The organism is Azospirillum sp. A1-3, from assembly GCF_023806445.1.
GTDB lineage: Bacteria > Pseudomonadota > Alphaproteobacteria > Azospirillales > Azospirillaceae > Azospirillum.
In genome coordinates this window covers 138,943-156,722 of record NZ_JAMSLU010000002.1, presented here as the reverse complement: position 1 = coordinate 156,722, position 17,780 = coordinate 138,943, and the positions used below count along the sequence as shown (strand labels likewise).

Below are 17,780 nucleotides of genomic sequence, written 5' to 3'. Positions count from 1 at the left end.
CCATAGGCGCACCGCCTCACGCTATGGAAACTCCAGGGAGGAGGCAGCTTTGAGCGAACGCGGGCATGCGGATGGAGCGGGGGACGGTGCGTTATCGCCCTCTCTGACGGTCGACGCCTTCGACGTGCGGATGGCCGACGTTGCCGACATCGATCTGGAACGCCTGCAGGCGCTGTCGATCTCGGTCGGCTGGCCGCACCGTGCGGAGGATTGGCAGTTCGCGCGCGAGGTCGGCCACGGCTTCGTCGCCCTTGACGAGATCGACCGCGTCCTGGCGTCGGCGATGTGGTTTCCCCATGGCGACGACTTCGCGACCATCGGCATGGTCATGACCTCGCCCCGGCTGCAATCGCTGGGGGTCGGCGAATGGCTGATGAAGCGGGTGTTGTCGGCGTCGGCCGGGCGGACCTACCGGCTCAACGCCACCCGGGCGGCGCTGGCGCTGTACCGCTCGCTCGGCTTCATCGGCCACCGGACCGTGTTCCAGTGCCAGGGCGAGGCGCGGCGCGGCGACCAGCCACCCACGGAGGGAGCGGTGCGGCGCCTGGAGGCGGCGGATCTCGCCGCGGTGACGGCGCTGGACGAGCGCGCCTTCGGAACCTCGCGGGCCGGGCTGATCGCGCGGCTGTTCAAGCAGTCGGTCGGCTATGGGCTGGAGCGTGACGGCAAGCTGGCGGCCTTCGCCCTCTGCCGTCCCTTCGGCCGCGGCCATGTCGTCGGTCCGGTGGTCGCCGGAACGGACGAGGACGCGGTCGCCGTTGTCCAGCCTCATGTCGACGAGCATGACGGCCGCTTCCTGCGTCTGGACACCCATCTGGACGAAGGGGCCTTCCCGCTGTTCGTCGCGCGGTCGGGGCTGCGGATCCACGACACGGTTCTGACCATGTCGCTGGGGGCGCCGCTGACCGATCCGTCGACGCGGGCGCCGGACCGTCCCGTCACCTACGCGCTCGCCACCCAGGCCCTGGGCTGAGCCGCCACCGGCTTTACCAATAAGGATGTGCCGATCATGCCGGGACAGACGCCGGAACCCTCCGCTGGCCCCCAGTCCGTGTCTTCGTCCAAACCTCTGCCAGAACCAGCGCCCGAACCATCCCCCTCCGGCATCCGCAGCGGCGTGCTGCTTCGGCTGGTGTCGGCCGGGCTGTTCGTGGTGATGTCGCTGTTCGTCCGGCTGGCCACCGCCGAGGCGCCGATCGGACAGATCGTCTTCTACCGCAGCGCCTTCGCCCTGCCGCCGATCGTCGCCTATCTGATGTGGCGCGGGCAATTCCCCTCGGCCCTGAAGACACGGCAGCCGGTCGGCCATCTGAAGCGCAACCTGTATGGCGGCGCGGCGATGGTGCTCTCCTTCATTTCGCTGGCCTATCTGCCGCTGGCCCTGGCGACGGCGCTGGGGTTCCTGGCGCCGCTGTTCGCGGTCCCGGCCGCCATGCTGTTCCTGCGGGAGCGGCCGGGTGCCGTCGCCATCGGTGCGGCGCTGACCGGCTTCGCGGGTGTGGTCCTGATGCTCGCCCCCGCCTTCGAAGGGCCGGCGCTGGATCGGAACACCATCATCGGGGTGGCGGCCGGGCTGGCCATGGCCGTCGCGACCGCCGCCGGGCGGGTCGAAATCAAAACGCTGACCGCCACCGAAGCGCCGGGGACCATCGCCTTCTACTTCGCCCTGCTCTGCGCGCTCGGCGGTCTGGCGAGCATGCCGTTCGGCTGGAGCGCCCCGACGGGCCACTCGCTGGCCTATCTGGTCAGCGCAGGCGTCACCGGCGGCTTGGCGCACATCACCATGACCGAGGCGATGGCCCGCGCGCCGGTTTCGACCCAGGCGCCCTTCGACTACACCGCCATGCTGTGGGCGCTGATCCTCGACGCGGCGATCTTTGGCCTGCTACCGTCTCCGGCCAGTCTAGCCGGCGCCTTCGTCATCGCCGCCTCGGCGCTGGTCATCCCCGTGGCCGGCCGGTTTACCACCCGGTCCGAAGCCCTCCGGCCCGCGCGCTGAAGCGCGGGCCGGATCGGCCCGGTCAGGTCGGCCCGGTCAGGTCGGCGGTCTGGAAACGGTCGATGCGGAAATCCTGCAGCGGCGTGTCGGTGCGCCCGGTGGCAATGATTTCCGCCATCACGTCGCCGACGCCGGGGCCGAGTTGAAAGCCGTGGCCGCTGAAGCCGAAGGCGTGGAACAATCCCGGCGTCGTCGCCGACGGCCCCATCACCGGCAGCTTGTCGGCGACATAGCCCTCGCAGCCCGACCAGGTGCGGATCACCGTGACATCGGCGATGGCCGGCAGCAGCCGGATCAGGCCGCGCAACTGCCCAGGCAGCCTCGCCGGGTCCGCCTTGGCGTGACCGGGGTCGAGCGGCACCGCCACGCGCTCCGCCGCTCCGCCGAAGACGATGTTTCCGCGCTCCACCTGACGCAGATAGCCATCCCCGCCCGCCCGCGACCACATGCCCACCACCGGCAGGATCCTGTGCGGCAAGGGTTCGGTGACGCCCATCTGCGGCCCGTAGGCCGACATCGGCACAGGCTCGCCGAAGCCGGCGGCGACGCGGGCCCCCCAGGCGCCGGCGGCGTTCAGCAGGCAGTCGGCGGTGAAGCGGCCCCGCTGCGTCACCGCTTCGAACCCCGAACCCGTCGCCGACACCTCCACCGAACCGCAGTCTTCCACGATCTCGGCCCCCAGGCGGCGGGCGGCGTCGGCGAAGGCGGGGGCGATCAGGCGCGGGTTGCCGCTGCCGTCCTGCGGCGAGAAGGAGGCGGCGATGGCGCCCGGCCCCAGCCCCGGAAAGCGGCGGCGGATTTCCGGCGGCGTCAGCTCTTCGAGTTCCAGCCCCCAGGGCCGGGCGTCGGCGATGTAGCGGCGCATGTCGGCAAGGCCATCCTCGTCGAACACCAGCCGCAGATGGCCGGTGGCGCGGAACTCCACGTCGCGGCCCAGCAGCCGCTCCGCCTCGCCCCACAGCGCCCGCGAGCGGTGGGCGAGCGGCAGCTGCGGCAGATAGCGCCCGCTGCGGCGGATGTTGCCGAAGGACGCCACGGTGGCGCCCGAGCCGACGCGGTTGCGCTCCAGCAGCGTGACGCGCAGTCCGCGCCGGGCCAGGAAAAAGGCGGCGGCCGATCCCATCAACCCGCCGCCCAGCACGATAACCCTCATCGACCTCTCCCATATGCGGGCGGACGCGGCTCCGCCCCATCGGTCAGGCTGCCCAGGACGGACGGGCGGGTCAAAGACGGGTTGGGCATGATCCCATAAGGCCGGGCTATGGATCGAGCCATTGGAGGCCCGGTGCATAAGTCCGCCTTATGCGTTTGCTTTCATTGGGTCTTAGACCGCCCTCGTCCCGCCATGTCAGCTTTTGCCCAACACAGGCATTGGCTGATTTGCCGAAGGGAGCGAAGATGGACGGGGGCATGGGTGAGGCCGATTGGAAGGTCGGGGTCGATATCGGCGGGACCTTCATTGATTTCTGCGCACTCGACACCCGGTCGGGCCGGGTGGCGTCGCTGAAGGTGCTGACGACGCCGGACGATCCCGGTGCGGAGCTGATGACCGGACTGACCCTGCTGGCCGAGCGCGAGGGGATGGACCCGGGCGCCGTCACCCGCTTCGTGCACGGCACGACGGTGGGGATGAACACGGTCATCCAGCGCAAGGGCGCGCCCCTAGCGCTGCTGACCAACGCAGGCTTCGAGGATGTGATCGAACTCGCCCGGCTGCGCATGCCGGATACCTATTCGCTGTTCTGCTCGCGCCCCGACCAGTTGGTGGCGCGCGACATGATCTTCGGCATTCCCGCCCGTTTGCGGTCCGACGGGACGGAGCGGAAGGCTCCCGACATGGCGGCTGTCACCGACGCCGTGGCCGCCCTTAAGGCCAAGGGAGCGGTGGGCGTCGTCGTCGGCTTCCTCCATTCCTGGCGCGACGGCGGCCATGAAACCGCGGTGAAGGAGGAGATCGCCCGGCTGGCTCCCGACCTGTTCGTCTTCACCTCCGCCGAGGTCTGGCCGGTGATCCGCGAGTATGAGCGGACGACGACCGCGATCCTGAACGCCTATGTCCATCCCCGTATCTCCGGCTATCTGTCGGCGCTGGAGGAGCGGCTGGCCGGGCGCGGGGTGCCTGCCCGTCCGTTGCTGACCAAGTCCAACGGCGGCGTGATGAACGCGGCGGAGGGCAAGCGGGCCTGCGTGCACATGCTGCTGTCCGGTGCCGCCTCGGGCGTCAACGGCGCGGCGTGGCTGGCCCGGCAGGCGGGAGAGCCGCGCATCCTGACGCTCGACATCGGCGGCACCTCGGCTGATTTCGCCCTTATCATCGACGGTCAGGCCCAGTTCGGCACCGGCGAGATGATCGGCGAGTTTCCGCTGCACATCCCGTCGGTGTCGGTCAGCTCCATCGGCATCGGCGGCGGGTCGATCGCCAGCGTCGACGGGCAGGGCGTGTTGCGCGTCGGCCCGGAGTCCGCCGGATCGACGCCGGGTCCGGCCTGCTATGGCCGTGGCGGCGAATGGGCGACGGTGACCGACGCCATGGTGGTGTGCGGCTGGCTCGGCCACAGCCAGATGGCCTACGGGCAGCTGCGGATGGACGCCGATCTTGCCCGCGCCGCCGTCCGGCGGCTGGCCGACGAGCTGGGCCGTTCGGTGGAGGCCACCGCCCAGGCAATCCTCGACGTCGCGGTGTCGGAAATGTTCGCTGAGGTCGAGAAGATGGCGGCGCGCGCCGGTGTCGACGTGCGGGACTTTGCGCTGATGCCCTTCGGCGGCGGCGGGCCGATGCTGGGGACTTTCCTGGCGCGTGAACTGGGGATGCCACGCGTCGTCGCCCCGCGCTGGCCGGGCGTGGTGTCGGCGCTGGGTGGGTTGGTCGCCGACCTGCGCGGCGACTTCGTCCGCACCCTGTTCGCGGAACTGTCCTCCGCACTGATGCCGGTTCTGCGCGAAGCCTTCGCCGCGATGGGTGCGGAGGGGCGCGACTGGCTCGCCGCCCAGGGCCATTCCGGCGCGGCCGAGCTGAGGATCGTCGCCGACATGCGCTATGCCGGCCAGAGCTATGAGATCGAGACGCCGTTGGACCCCTCCTGGCTGGAGGGCGACGATCCCGGCGCGATCGCCACCGCATTCCACGCGGCGCATGCGCGTCTCTACGACTTCCACGACCCGGACGGGCGGATCGAGATCGTCAATCTGCGCCTGTCGGCCATCGGCAACGGTCCGGCGCTGCACTTCCCCACCGCGTCGGAGGAGCCGCGTGCCGCGTCGGCGGAGCGGACGGTTCCGGTCTTCACCGGCGGCATCGTGACCCCGGTCGGGCTGTACCGCCGCGCGGATCTCCAGGCCGGCGCGCGCTTCCAGGGGCCGGCCATCGTCGCCCAGGAGGATACCACCTTCGCCATCCCGGCCGGCACCGCGGCCCGCGTCGATGCGCACCTCAACCTCCACCTGACCTTTGCGGAGTGATCGCCGTGTTTGACCGTATGAAGCTTCAGGTTCTGGCGAACCATGCGCGCTCGGCAGCCGAGAACATGGCCCACACGCTCCAGCGCACCGCCCATTCCGCCTTCGTCAAGGAGACGGAGGATTTCACCGTCATGCTGCTGAACCGCCGGGGCGAGACCTTCGGCGTGCCGATGGAACTGGGGGCGACCTGGTATCCGGGCCTGACCTACGGCCGCGCCATCGACATGATCGAGGATTACCGGCCCGGCGACGTCGCCTTCACCAACGATCCCTATTCCGGCTTCGTCGCGACCCACGCCCCCGACACCCATCTGTGGAAGCCGGTCTTCTACGACGGGGAGATCATCGCCTGGACCGGTGGGCACATCCACAACACCGACATGGGTGGTGCCGTCCCGGCCTCGCTGTCGCGGGGGCTGACTGAAATCCATCAGGAGGGCATCCGCTTCCCGCCGATGAAGCTGGTCCGCGAAGGGGTTTTCGACGAGCAGATCCTGCGGATCATGACCACCAATGTCCGCAAGCCCGACCTGAACATCGGCGACATCAAGGCGCTGGTCGGCGCGCTGAACACCGGCGAGCGCAAGATCCTCGCCATGGTCGAGAAGTTCGGCAAGACCGCCTTCCTCGACGGCGTCGATGCGCTGCTGGACCATGCGGAGGCGCAGGCCCGCGACGTTCTGCGCGCGATGCCCGACGGACGATGGGAGTTCGCCGACTATGCCGACGAGGATTCCGTCACGGCCAATCCCTGCCGTCTGAAACTGACCCTGACCATCCAGGGGGACGAGGCGGTCCTGGACTTCACCGGATCGGACCCGCAGCTCGCATCCTCGCTCAACGTGCCGTCGGGCGGCGATCCGCGCCACACCATCCTGCTGGTCGGGGTTTATTACGTCCTCTACACCCTCAACCCGAAAATCCTGCTCAACACCGGCCTGACCCGGCCCTTCACCTGCATCGCTCCGGAAGGGACGGTCCTGAACCCGGTCTTCCCGGCGGCGGTGGGCATGCGGTCGCTGACCTGCGCGCGGCTGCGCTCGGTCATCTTCGGCGCCTTCTCCCAGGCGGTGCCGGAGCGTCTTCCGGCGGCGCCGGCCGGCAACAACTGCATCGTCAACGTGATGACCACCGACGAGCGGAACGGCAACCGCATCATCGCCGCGGTCAACCCGGTGGTCGGCGGCGGCGGCGGGATGCCGCACCGCGACGGTACCAACGGGTCGGGAGCGGACGCCGCCTATCTGAAGAACACGCCGATCGAGATCACCGAGATGGAAACCCCGGTGGAGTTCGTCCGCTACGGGCTGGCGACCGACAGCGGCGGGGCCGGGCGCTGGCGCGGCGGTCTCGCCACCCACATGGCCTTCCGCGTCTTCTCCCCCGACACCCGGATCACCGCGCGCAACCGCGACCGTGGCTTCTTCCGCCCCTGGGGCGTGCTGGGCGGCCGGGCGGCCGGGCTGTCGGACATGGTGGTCAATCCCGGCACGCCGGGGGAACGGCGGCTGGGCAACATCGACACCGCCGTGCTGCAGCCGGGCGACGTGCTGGACATCCGCTCGGCCGGCGGCGGTGGCCGCGGCGACCCCTTCACGCGCGAGGCGTGGCGGGTGGCCCGCGACGTGGCCCGCGGCTACGTCTCGCTGGAGGCCGCGGAGCGGGAGTATGGGGTCGTCATCCACGACGGGGTCCTGGACACCGACGCCACCGACCGGCTGCGTGCGGCCCGGCCGGCCCGCACCGGGCATTTCCATTACGGTCCCGAGCGCGACGGATACGAGCGGCAATGGACGGCGGCCGCCTATGATTTGCTTACGCGGACCCTCGCCGGCTTGCCGATCCATTGGCGCTTCTTCGCCAAGACCGAGATCTTCAGTCGTATGGGAGGCCGCGGCGGGGCCGAAGGGGTGGAAGCCGCGCTCGAGGAGGTCCATGCCCGCTTCCCCGAAATGCCGCGGTCCAAGGCTCCGGCCCGGGAGGCGGCGGAATGAGCGGGATGGCTGGCGGCCGGCTGGTCAGGCTGGCCGAAACGGAACGGGCGCCGGTCCGCTTCCTCCTGGATGGCGTGGAGCGCGTGGCCCTGGCGGGCGATACGGTGCTGACGGCGGTCCTCATCAATGCCCCGGCGCTGCGGCAGGCGGAGTTCGGCCCGGAACAGCGTGCCGGCTTCTGCCTGATGGGGGCCTGCCAGGATTGCTGGATCTGGCAGGAACAGGGGCCGCGCATCCGTGCCTGTTCAACTCCGGTCGCCGACGGCATGCGGCTGCTGACTCGGACGCGGGAGGATTGGCCATGACCGAACCGCAAGTGGTGATCGTCGGCGCCGGTCCCGCCGGGATCCGCGCGGCGGAGACCTTGGCGGCGGCCGGGGTGCGCCCGACGGTGATCGACGAGGGCGCGCGGGCCGGCGGGCAGATCTACCGTCGCCCGCCCGACGGCTTCACCCGTCCGCCGGGGACGCTCTACGGATCGCAGGCCGCCAAGGCGGTGGCGCTGCACACCACCTTCGACGGGCTGGCGGCGGCGGGACGCATCGTCCATCTGCCGCGTCATACGGTCGTCGCTCTGGCCGGCGGGGTGCTGCACGCGGTGGGGGACGGCAGAAGCCGCCGGATCGGCTATGACCGGTTGATCCTGGCGACCGGCGCGACCGACCGTCTCGCCCCGGTGCCGGGATGGCAGGCGCCCGGCGTCTACAGCCTCGGCGCGATGCAGATCGCGCTCAAGGCCCAGGGTATCGCGATGGGGCGGCGGATTGTGCTGGCCGGGTCGGGGCCGCTGCTGACCCTGCTGGCGACGCAGCTCCTCAAGGCGGGAGCAGGGGTCGCGGCGGTTCTCGACACTGCCGGTCTGCGCGGCCAGATGGCCGCCTTTCCAGACCTTGCCGTCCGTCCGTCCTTCGCCCTGCAAGGGCTGGCGATGAGGGCGCGGCTGGGGCGGCTCTACCATGCCGGCGTCGCCCTGGAGGCGATTGAGGCGTCGAACACCGGGGTGACGGCGGTCCGCTGGAAGGATGCGGATGGACGGACGCGGCGGACGGCCTGCGACGCAGTCGGGCTGGGCTGGCATCTGAGGGCGGAAACCCAGCTTGCCGATCTGGCCGGATGCCAGTTCGCCTATGACGCGACCTGGGCGCAGTGGTTGCCCTGCGCCGACCGGATGGGCCGTGCCGGGGACGTTGTCTATCTCGCTGGAGACGGCTTGCGCCTGCTGGGGGCCGACGGGGCGGAGGTCGCCGGGCGGCTCGCCGCCTCCGCCTGCCTGTCCGACCTGGGCCTGCCGGGGCCCGACGGCACCGCCGACCTGAAGCGGCTCGACCGGTTGGACCGCTTCGCCCGCGGCATCGCGCGGGCCTTCCCCTGGCCGGCCGATCAGCTGCGCGCCCTGCCCGACGATGCCGTCCTGTGCCGCTGCGAGGGGGTCACCGCCGGTTCGGTGCGGGAAACCGCCGTCTATGGTGGGGCGGAGGCGAACAGGGTGAAATCGCTGGGCCGTGCCGGGATGGGGCGCTGCCAGGGCCGCTATTGCCAGATCGCGGCGACCGACCTGATCGCGTCCGCCAGCGGGCTTGCGCATGCCGGAGAGGCCGGGCGCCTGCGTGCGCAAGCGCCGATCCGCCCGACGGCGATAGGTGAGTGGCTGGAGCAGGAATGAACGACGGCGAAGCTCCTCCCTCCCGGGGAACCGCGCTTGGTCGATCCCGCTCGGACAGGGGGGGCGCCCATCCTGCTCGCAGTCCTGAATCGTCGCCCCGACCGTAGCAGACAATGCCGGCCTGCCGGCCATGATCAACAGTGCGTCGGCTGGTCGAAAAGCTGGCCGGCAAGCACGGCCGGCTGAGCGTGTGCTACGAGGCTGGGCCGTGCGGCTATGAACTGCACCGGCAGATCAGTGATCTTGGCTATGAGTGCGTGGTGGTTGCGCCTTCACTCATTCCAGTGCGCAGCGGCGATCACGTTAAGACCAACCGGCGCGATGCCCTGACCTTGGCGCGGCTGCACCGTGCCGGCGAACTCACTGCGGTCTGGGTGCCCGACGCGGCTCATGAAGCCATGCGCGACCTGGTCCGGGCGCGAACCGCGGCAATGGAGATGGTGCGCCGAGCCCGTCAGCAGTTGCAGAGTTTCCTGCTGCGCCATAACCGAACCTTCACCGGACGCTGCCCATGGACGGGAGCGCATCGCCGGTGGCTGGCCACCCAGCGCTTTGAGCACCCGGCCCAGCAGATCGTACTCCAGGAATTGATTGACACCGTGACGGATGCCGAGACACGGCGAGATCGGCTGAACGGGCAAATCGAGGAGCTCGCCCAGTCCTGGACATTGCGACCATTGGTCGAGGCTCTGCAGGCGATGCGCGGCGTCGCCTTCCTGTCGGCTGTGGTGCTGGCAACAGAGATCGGCGACTTCCGCCGCTTTGCCAGTCCCCGTCAGCTCATGGCGTATCTTGGTTTGGTGCCGTCGGAGCATTCCAGCGGCCGTAAGGTGCAGCGTGAGGGCATCACCAAGGCCGGCAATACACGGGCTCGCAGGGTGTTGATTGAAGGGGCGTGGAGCTACCGCTGGCCGGCGCGGGTTACCAACGAGATCCGCGCCCGTTTGGAGAGCCTGCCGAAGGCGGTGCAGGGTATCGCTTGGAAGGCTCAGACACGGCTGTGTGCCCGGTTCCGGCCGCTTACGGCCACGGGAAAGAACCACAACGTGGTGGTCACGGCGATCGCCCGGGAGATGGCCGCTTTCGCCTGGGCGATTGCCCGCGAAGTGGAGCCGGTCCAGGCCCCTTAACCGCTGGAGATGAGGGGAACACACGGAGAGGAGGACAGATCGGCTCAGCGACAACGACTGTCGCGCATAGCTGGAGGCGGAGCGCGCCAGGGGAACCCTCGTGTGCACTATGTGGCCGCTTTGCGACGCCCGCTGCTAGACCGAGGCAGCCCCGAGACGGAACACGGTCCTGCGGTAACCAACCCGCGCATCAGAGTTTGATCAGCTGTCGTCTCGACTGCTCCGCCTCCTGCTATGCGTGCCAGTCTCACCGTCTTTCTATCCGGCCTTAAACCGGAGACGACTACCTGCGCCCATAGCCCTCGAAACGGGACATGAGATTGCACTGACACAGACATAGGATTCACAGCGGGCGGACAACGTGCGATTCTGGGGGCATGCCCCAGACCGTCAGCGTCATCATTGGAGCGGAGGATCGTGTGCGTTTGGCCGCGATCCTCGCTGACCGCAATCGCCCGCTGAAACATGCGCAACGGGCGAACATCGTTCTGCTTTCGGCCGAGGGACTGCCCGTGCTGGAGGTGGCCCGTCGGGCCGACGTCAGCCGCCCGGCGGTGTGGCGCTGGCAAGTGCGCTACGCCGAACAAGGCGTCGACGGGCTGTTGCGCGACAAGACGCGCAAGCCCGGCCGGGCGCCTCTGCCGACCGCCACCGTGGCCAAGGTGCTGGCGCTGACGTGTTCGGAACCACCCGGCGCCGTCACCCATTGGACCGATCGAGCCGTGGCCAAGATCATCGGCATCAGCCTGCGTGCCGTTCAGCGCATCTGGGAGGCCAACCGCCTCCAGCCCCATCGCATCCGTACCTTCAAGCGCTCCAACGATCCGGCTTTCGCCACCAAGGTGGAGGACATCGTCGGCCTCTACATGGACCCGCCATGCCATGCGGTGGTTCTGTCCATCGACGAGAAGAGCCAGATCCAGGCACTTGACCGCACCCAGCCGGGTTTACCGCTGAAGCCCGGCAAGTGCGGGACGATGACGCACGATTACAAGCGCAACGGAACCACCACGCTGTTTGCCGCGCTGAACACCCTGGACGGCACCGTGGTGGGGCGCTGCCTGCCCAAGCACACCCACAAGGAGTTCATCAAGTTCCTCAACGCCGTCGAGCGCGTCGTGCCGGTCGGCAAGGTGATCCACGCCATCGTCGACAACTACGCCACCCACAAGCATCCCAAGGTGCTGGAATGGTTGGCCGATCATCCACGATGGGTCTTCCACTTCACGCCGACCTCGGCATCCTGGATCAACGCCGTCGAGGGCTTCTTCTCCATCATCACCCGCCGCAGCATCCGGCGCGGCGTCTTCAAGTCCGTGGCCGATCACCACGACGGGCATTGTCACGGGAATGGTGGCGGCTCGCCAGTCGTGACATTATCCTCCTGGGATGTCGTCGCTCTCGTATGCCCGCCATCAGTTTCCGCCCGCGATCATCCAGCATGCAATTGGGCTCTATCTCCGCTTCACGCTGAGTTACCGGGATGTCGAGGAGCTACTGGCCGAACGCGGCGTGGAGGTGTCCTACGAGACCGTCCGCCGCTGGGTCCTGAAGTTTGGGCCGGCCATCGCCGGCAACCTGCTGCGCCTCCGGCCCAAGCCCAGCCCACGCTGGCATCTGGACGAGGTGGTGATTAGGGCCAGCGGAAAGCTGATGTATTTGTGGCGGGCTGTCGATGACGAAGGCGAGGTGTTGGAAGCGCTTGTCCAGCGCCGGCGCGATAAGGCCGCAGCCCGCAAGCTGATGCGTAAACTGCTGAAGAAGCATGGTTTCGCGCCCACCCAGGTCACCACCGACAAGCTCCGGTCCTACGGGGCCGCCTTCCGCCAACTCAGTCTGAGCGCCCACCACGAACAAGGGCGGCGAACAAACAACCGCGCCGAGGTCTCACACCAGCCGGTGCGGCGACGAGAGCGCAAAATGCAGCGGTTCAAATCAGCGGGTTCCGCCCAGCGCTTCGTCTCTCTGCATGCCGCCGTATACAACACTTTCAACCTTCAGCGACATCTAGTCTCCCGCCACACCTAGCGCACCTTCCGTGCGCAGGCCATGGCCGCCTGGCAATTCGCGACCGCGGCCGCGCAAGCGAACGTCGAACTGAGGGTGTTCTGCACACCGGCTCAGTTCCCGTGACAGTGCCCCCGCCACTTCATCGCGCCCCCGGACCGCTGCTATAGGAGCGCCGTATCATCCCTCCCCCAGGTTTGCGACGGTCTCAAGTCCAGATAATCGCGGGCGGGAATTGGTGGCGGGCGTACGAGAGCGGCAACATTCCGCGAGGTTACCGTCACGACCGACACGCCACCATCGTTGATGTGACAATGCCGAGCCGACGGGTCAGGCCACCCGCATCCGGTCGGCGTCGATGTCTAGCGTGTCGAGCCAGCTCGGATCCAGCTTCGGAACAGACGAGAACAGCAGCTGCGAATAGGGGTGCTGCGGTTGCTGCCGGACGGAGGGGATGATGGTCTCGACCGCCTGCCCGCGATACATCACGATGATCTCGTCGCAGATCGCCTCGATCACCGACAGGTCGTGGCTGATGAAGACATAGGACAGGCCGAGCTCGCGCTGCAATTCCTTCAGCAGATCGATGATCGTCGACGCGACGACGGTGTCGAGGGCCGAGGTGATCTCGTCGCACAGGATCAGTTTCGGTTCGGCGGCGAGCGCACGGGCGAAGTTCACCCGCTGTTTCTGGCCTCCCGACAGTTCCGCCGGAAGGCGGTGACGCAGGGCGCGGGGCAGGCGGACCATGTCCATCAGCGCGTCGATCCGCGCATCGCGGGCCTTGCCTCGCAGGCCGTGATAGAAGGTCAGCGGGCGGCCGAGAATGTCCTCGATCGACTTGGCCGGGTTGAGCGCCGTATCGGCATGCTGGAAGACGATCTGAAGGTCGCGCAACTGCTCGCGGCTGCGCTGGCGGGCGCTGTGCCACAACTCCCGCCCGTCGAACTGGATGTCGCCGTTGCAGGCCGGCAGGATGCCGGCGATGGCGCGCGCCAGGGTCGATTTCCCACAGCCGGACTCCCCGATGATGCCGAGGTTGGTGCCCCGCTTCACCTGCAGGCTCACCCCCTTGACCGCGAGGGCCAGCGGTAGCCCGTTCGACTGCGGCGGGCCGTAGCCGGCGCTCAGCGTCTTGATTTCCAGCAGCGGGGAGGAATCGGTGGCAAAAGCTTCCGCCGCGGCAACCCGCCCGCCGGTGTCGGGGTGGAAGGCGTGCAGCAATTCCTTGGTGTAGGGATGGGTCGGGCGCGTCAGGATATCGTTGACGCTGCCGGTTTCCTGCACCTCTCCGTGGCGCAGCACCATGATGCGGTCGGCGATCTGGGCGACGACGGCAAGATCGTGGGACACATAGACACAGGCGATCCGGCGCTTGGTGGTCACCGCCTTGAAGGCGCGCAGCACCTCGACCTGGGTGGTGACGTCGAGCGCCGTGGTCGGCTCGTCGAAGATCACCACCTTGGGATCGCCGATCAGGGCCATCGCCGCCGCCAGCCGCTGCAGCTGCCCGCCGGACACCTGGTGCGGGTAGCGGTCGCCGATGCTGTCGGGATTGGGCAGCGACAGGGCGCGGAACAGGGCGACCGCCCGGCGGCGGGCCTCGTCCGGCGGCATCAAATTGTGAATCCGCGTCACCTCGATGACCTGATCCATGATCGTCGCCGCCGGGTTGAAGGCGGCCGCCGCACTCTGCGGCACATAGGCCACGACCGTGCCGCGCAGGGCCGCCCGTTGCTTTTCCGACAGGGTCACCATGTCATGGCCGTCGACCCGCACCGTCCCGCCGGAAATCCGGCAGCCGGGACGGGCGTAGCCCAGCAGGGTCATCGCGGCGGTCGTCTTGCCGGACCCGCTTTCGCCGATGAAGGCGACGGTTTCGCCGGCGGCAATGTCGAGGTCGATGCCCTTCAGGATTTGGATCCAGCGGCCGGAATCGGTGGTCGCCTCGACCGTCAGGTCGCGGATTTCGACGAGGTTCGTCATCAGGAGGCACTCCGATCCCGGATCTTCTGCGGAAGATTGTCGATCAGCAGATTGACGCTGATGGTCAGGGTGGCGATGGCCAGCGACGGCACGATCACCGCCGGCGCCGCGAAGGGCAGGCCGCCGATGTTCTCGCGCACCAGCGCGCCCCAGTCGGCGTAGGGCGGCTGGACACCCAGCCCCAGGAAGGACAGGCCCGACAGCAGCAGCACGATGAAGACGAAACGCAGGCCAAGATCGGCCAGAACCGGACCGACGATGTTGGGCAGAATCTCCGACCCGATCAGGTAGGGCAGGCTTTCCCCGCGGATGCGGGCGACCATGATGAAGTCCATCGTGTCGATGTTGATCGCCAGCGACCGGCTGAAGCGATAGGCTCCGGGGATATAGATGACCGACAGGGTCAGGATCAGAACCGGGATCGACGATCCGACCGCCGCCACGACCATCAGGCCGAACAGCTTGCTGGGGATCGAGTTCATGGCGTCGAGCACCCGGCTGACCACCATGTCCACCGGTCCGCGCAGGACGGCCGAGGTCATGCCCAGCACGACGCCGGTGAAGCAGGCGATGGAGACCGCGGCCAGCGAGATGCCGACGGTGTAGCGGGCTCCGAAAATGACGCGGGACAGCATGTCACGGCCGAGATAATCCGATCCGAGCCACAGGCCTGGCCGCATCGGGCCGAAGTAATCGAGGTCGATCATGTCCCCCACCGAATGGGGGGCGATGTAGGGGGCGAACAGGGCAACCAGCGCCCAGAACAGAACCACGCAGAAGCTGACCAGGCCTACCGGATTGATCCTGTAGCCGGACCATGTTGCGAGGGAGCCGGTGGAGGTGTGTGTCTTCATCGGAGCCTCGGGTTCGACAGGATAGCGACGATGTCGGCGGCGGTGATCAGGATCAGATACCCTACGCAGAAAATCATCGCGCAGGACTGGATCAGCGGCAGGTCGCGGGTGGACACCGCGTCAACCATCAGCTTGGCGATGCCGGGATAGTTGAAGATCGTCTCGACGATGATGACGCCGCCCACCAGATAGGACAGCGACAGCGCCACCGCGTTGGAGATCGGGCCGAGCGCATTGGGCAAGGCATGGCGCAGGACCAGCCGGGGGCGCGACGCGCCCTTCAGCAGTGCCATCTCGACATAGGGCGTGTTCAGCGTTTCGATCACGGCGGCCCGGCTCATGCGGATCATCTGCGCCGAAACCCCGAAGGTCAGCGTGATGACGGGCATGGCATAGGCCCGCAGCAGCCCGGAGAAGCTGTCCACCTGATAGGTGAAGGACAGGGCGGGCAGCCATTTCAGGTAAACCGCGAACACCAGGACGGCCAAGGTCGCAACCACGAATTCCGGAACCGAGATGATGCCGATGGTGGCGATGGTGACGACGCGGTCATACAGCGTGCGCCGCCACATGGCGGCGGTGATGCCGAGCGTGAGCGCAAGGGGAACCGATATCAGGGTGGTCAGGCCGGCCAGCTTTAGCGTGTTGAGCAGCCGTCCGCCGATCAGCGACGCCACCGGCATATGGTTGGCGTAGGAGGTGCCGAGATCGCCCTGGAACAGCCCGCCGATCCAGTAGAGGAAGCGCAGCAGGGCCGGTTCGTCGAGATGCATGGCGGTGCGCAGGCCGGCGATCGCTTCCGGCGTTGCCGCCTGACCCAGCAGGATGGTCGCCGTATCGCCGGGCAGCAGCGTGGTGGCGAAGAAGACCGCGAAGGACACGATGGTCAGCGTGACCAGCGCGATGAGCAGCCGGCCGAGGACGAGGGAGGGAACGCGTGATGTCATGCCTGGCCTCCGCATGGTGAGGCGCCCCCGGAGGGCTTGCCCGGTTGGGCGGCGACGAGAGGGGCCACGGCGGGTTGGGACGGTCGGACAGCCGCCCGCCCCGGCCCGCCGATCCATTGTATCAGGCGGCCAGCCAGACATGTTCCGCGAACGCATAGCCTTCCAGATTGCCCAGAGGACTTTTCCGCATGCCCTTCACCTTCTGAGAAAAGGCGTCGACGTTGGAGATATAGGCGGGGATGATCGTTCCGGCCTCGGTCGCGATCATGCCCTGCATCTCGCCATAGATCTGCTTTCGCTGCGTGTCGTCCAGACTGCCGCGCGCCTCGACCAGCAGCCGGTCGAACCGTTCGGACCGATAATGGCTTTCGTTCCAGGGCGCGTCCGAGGCGTAAAGCAGCGAGAACAGGATGTCCGGCGTCGGGCGAGGATTGATATTGCCGAAATGCACCGGCGCCTTCAGCCAATAATTCGACCAATAGCCGTCCGAGGGCACGCGGTTGATCTGAAAGTTCATGCCAATCCCGGCGCCAGCCTGCTGCACGATCGTCGCCATGTCGATCGATCCCACCGCGGCATCCGACGCGACGATCGGGATCGCCTGTCCCAGCACTCCCGCCTTGCTGAACAGCGCTTTTGCTTTTTCGGGGTCATGGACGGGGGCGGCGAGGTCCGCGTTGAAATACGGGCTGGACGGTGGCACGGGCTGATCATTCCCAGGCTCGCAGATACCACGCAAGACGGTTTTCTGAATCTGCGCGCGGTTGACCAGATGGCGCATGCCGGTAACGAAATCGGCCCGGTCCCCCGGCGCCATGTCCAGCCGCATGTTCAGGTTGGTGTAGTTCCCGGCGATGCTGCGTTCCAGCACCACGCCCGGCTGGGTCTCCAGCAGGCGGAGCTGCGCGGGCTTCATGTTCGCGGCGATGTGCACGTCCCCGCTCAGCAGCGCGTTGGCGCGGGCGGTGTCGTCCGCCACCGCAAAGAATTCGAAGCTCTGCAACGGCGCAGGCATCTTGAAATACGCCTCGTTGCGCGACATGACCGACCGGGTGCCCGGCTCGAACCGCTCCAGCCGGAACGCGCCGGTGCCGACGCCCTTGCTGAAATCGGTGGTGCCGTCGGCCACGATCATGAAGTGATGCATGGCAAGGATCGTCGGCAGGTCGGCATTGGGCGCGGCCAGCGTGATTCGGACGGTCGCGGGGTCGAGCGCCTTGATGGCCGTCATCTGCTTGGAGATCGCCGCGACCTTCGAGGCCACCTGCGGATCGAGATGGCGGCGCAGGGAGAACACCACGTCGTCGGCGGTCAGCGTCTTGCCGTCGTGGAAGGTCACGCCCCGCTTCAGCTTGACGGTCCAGACCTTGGCATCGGGGGTCTCGATGCCGTCGGCCAGTTCCATCTGCACGGCACCCGCCGGATCCAGCACCGTCAGGCGGCTGTAGAGCGAACAGCAGCGGACATAGTCGGTCGAGAGCGACGCCTTGGCCGGGTCCAGCGTGTCGGCGGTCGACGCCGACCAGCCCGCCGCGATCAGGTGGCCGCCCTTGACCGGCGTGGCCGCCAGCGCCGCGGCCGCCCGCCCCAGGATCGCGCCGCCCGCTGCAAGCCCGATCCCGCCCGCCATGACCATCTGCAACAGCTCGCGCCGGCTGGCGCCGCGGCGCATGGCGTCCTCGACCTGTCGGTCGTCGCGCGGGGTCCAGTTCGTGATCGTCGTCATTGTCGCCGCTCCCTG

General features: G+C 68.1%; 12 protein-coding genes and 2 pseudogenes. 9 read left to right on the top strand and 5 right to left on the bottom strand.

The features are described from left to right. Positions 1 to 49 precede the first annotated feature (49 nt). Both M5E06_RS14070 and M5E06_RS14065 read left to right on the top strand, forming a co-directional pair. The gene (locus M5E06_RS14070) at positions 50 to 973 is read left to right on the top strand and encodes a GNAT family N-acetyltransferase (protein ID WP_252138689.1); all 924 of its coding nucleotides are present in this window, start codon (positions 50 to 52) and stop codon (positions 971 to 973) included. 36 nt (positions 974 to 1,009) lie between these two features. Continuing rightward, a complete protein-coding gene (locus M5E06_RS14065) occupies positions 1,010 to 1,999 on the top strand; it encodes a DMT family transporter (protein WP_252138688.1) in 990 nt (329 codons plus the stop codon). A gap of 22 nt (positions 2,000 to 2,021) precedes the next feature. On the opposite strand, the gene M5E06_RS14060 is transcribed toward M5E06_RS14065, so the two are convergent. After that, on the bottom strand, positions 2,022 to 3,152 hold the full coding sequence (locus M5E06_RS14060; RefSeq protein WP_252138687.1) for an NAD(P)/FAD-dependent oxidoreductase: 1,131 nt from the start codon (positions 3,150 to 3,152) through the stop codon (positions 2,022 to 2,024). Between the two features lie 257 nt (positions 3,153 to 3,409). Between M5E06_RS14060 and M5E06_RS14055 the strand changes: the two genes are divergently transcribed. The 7 genes and pseudogenes from M5E06_RS14055 to M5E06_RS14025 all read left to right on the top strand — a co-directional run. After that, on the top strand, positions 3,410 to 5,458 hold the full coding sequence (locus M5E06_RS14055; RefSeq protein WP_252138686.1) for a hydantoinase/oxoprolinase family protein: 2,049 nt from the start codon (positions 3,410 to 3,412) through the stop codon (positions 5,456 to 5,458). 5 nt (positions 5,459 to 5,463) lie between these two features. Beyond that, complete coding sequence (locus M5E06_RS14050; RefSeq protein WP_252138685.1) at positions 5,464 to 7,452, top strand: hydantoinase B/oxoprolinase family protein; 1,989 nt, start codon at positions 5,464 to 5,466, stop codon at positions 7,450 to 7,452. Next, complete coding sequence (locus M5E06_RS14045) at positions 7,449 to 7,757, top strand: (2Fe-2S)-binding protein (RefSeq protein ID WP_252138684.1); 309 nt, start codon at positions 7,449 to 7,451, stop codon at positions 7,755 to 7,757. Before M5E06_RS14050 ends, M5E06_RS14045 begins: the two co-directional genes overlap by 4 nt. Beyond that, complete coding sequence (locus tag M5E06_RS14040; protein WP_252138683.1) at positions 7,754 to 9,115, top strand: NAD(P)/FAD-dependent oxidoreductase; 1,362 nt, start codon at positions 7,754 to 7,756, stop codon at positions 9,113 to 9,115. The genes M5E06_RS14045 and M5E06_RS14040 overlap by 4 nt, the downstream gene beginning before the upstream one ends. A 140-nt stretch (positions 9,116 to 9,255) precedes the next feature. Beyond that, entirely contained in the window at positions 9,256 to 10,245 is a 990-nt protein-coding gene (locus M5E06_RS14035) for an IS110 family RNA-guided transposase (protein WP_502801980.1), read from the top strand. Positions 10,246 to 10,622: 377 nt separating this feature from the next. Then, positions 10,623 to 11,579, top strand: a pseudogene (locus tag M5E06_RS14030) (IS630 family transposase); the annotation flags it as partial. A gap of 55 nt (positions 11,580 to 11,634) precedes the next feature. Then, positions 11,635 to 12,270: pseudogene (locus M5E06_RS14025) on the top strand (IS6 family transposase); the annotation flags it as partial. Between the two features lie 312 nt (positions 12,271 to 12,582). Here the strand turns inward: M5E06_RS14025 and M5E06_RS14020 are convergent. The 4 genes from M5E06_RS14020 to M5E06_RS14005 all read right to left on the bottom strand — a co-directional run bounded on the left by M5E06_RS14020 (position 12,583) and on the right by M5E06_RS14005 (position 17,765). Continuing rightward, the gene (locus M5E06_RS14020) at positions 12,583 to 14,238 is read right to left on the bottom strand and encodes an ABC transporter ATP-binding protein (protein ID WP_252138681.1); all 1,656 of its coding nucleotides are present in this window, start codon (positions 14,236 to 14,238) and stop codon (positions 12,583 to 12,585) included. Beyond that, positions 14,238 to 15,092, bottom strand: a complete 855-nt coding sequence (locus tag M5E06_RS14015) for an ABC transporter permease (protein ID WP_252138680.1) — start codon at positions 15,090 to 15,092, stop codon at positions 14,238 to 14,240. Before M5E06_RS14015 ends, M5E06_RS14020 begins: the two co-directional genes overlap by 1 nt. Continuing rightward, positions 15,089 to 16,039: an ABC transporter permease gene (locus tag M5E06_RS14010; RefSeq protein ID WP_252138679.1), complete on the bottom strand. Its 951-nt coding sequence runs from the start codon at positions 16,037 to 16,039 to the stop codon at positions 15,089 to 15,091. Before M5E06_RS14010 ends, M5E06_RS14015 begins: the two co-directional genes overlap by 4 nt. Before the next feature lie 121 nt (positions 16,040 to 16,160). Further along, on the bottom strand, positions 16,161 to 17,765 hold the full coding sequence (locus M5E06_RS14005; protein WP_252138678.1) for an ABC transporter substrate-binding protein: 1,605 nt from the start codon (positions 17,763 to 17,765) through the stop codon (positions 16,161 to 16,163). Positions 17,766 to 17,780: the final 15 nt, after the last annotated feature.

Coding starts and splice junctions, on each gene's coding strand:
- M5E06_RS14015 (WP_252138680.1), bottom strand. CDS start 15,092: ATGAAGACACACACCTCCACCGGCTCCCTCGCAACATGGTCCGGCTAC.
- M5E06_RS14010 (WP_252138679.1), bottom strand. CDS start 16,039: ATGACATCACGCGTTCCCTCCCTCGTCCTCGGCCGGCTGCTCATCGCG.
- M5E06_RS14065 (WP_252138688.1), top strand. CDS start 1,010: ATGCCGGGACAGACGCCGGAACCCTCCGCTGGCCCCCAGTCCGTGTCT.
- M5E06_RS14060 (WP_252138687.1), bottom strand. CDS start 3,152: ATGAGGGTTATCGTGCTGGGCGGCGGGTTGATGGGATCGGCCGCCGCC.
- M5E06_RS14020 (WP_252138681.1), bottom strand. CDS start 14,238: ATGACGAACCTCGTCGAAATCCGCGACCTGACGGTCGAGGCGACCACC.
- M5E06_RS14045 (WP_252138684.1), top strand. CDS start 7,449: ATGAGCGGGATGGCTGGCGGCCGGCTGGTCAGGCTGGCCGAAACGGAA.
- M5E06_RS14040 (WP_252138683.1), top strand. CDS start 7,754: ATGACCGAACCGCAAGTGGTGATCGTCGGCGCCGGTCCCGCCGGGATC.
- M5E06_RS14005 (WP_252138678.1), bottom strand. CDS start 17,765: ATGACGACGATCACGAACTGGACCCCGCGCGACGACCGACAGGTCGAG.
- M5E06_RS14055 (WP_252138686.1), top strand. CDS start 3,410: ATGGGTGAGGCCGATTGGAAGGTCGGGGTCGATATCGGCGGGACCTTC.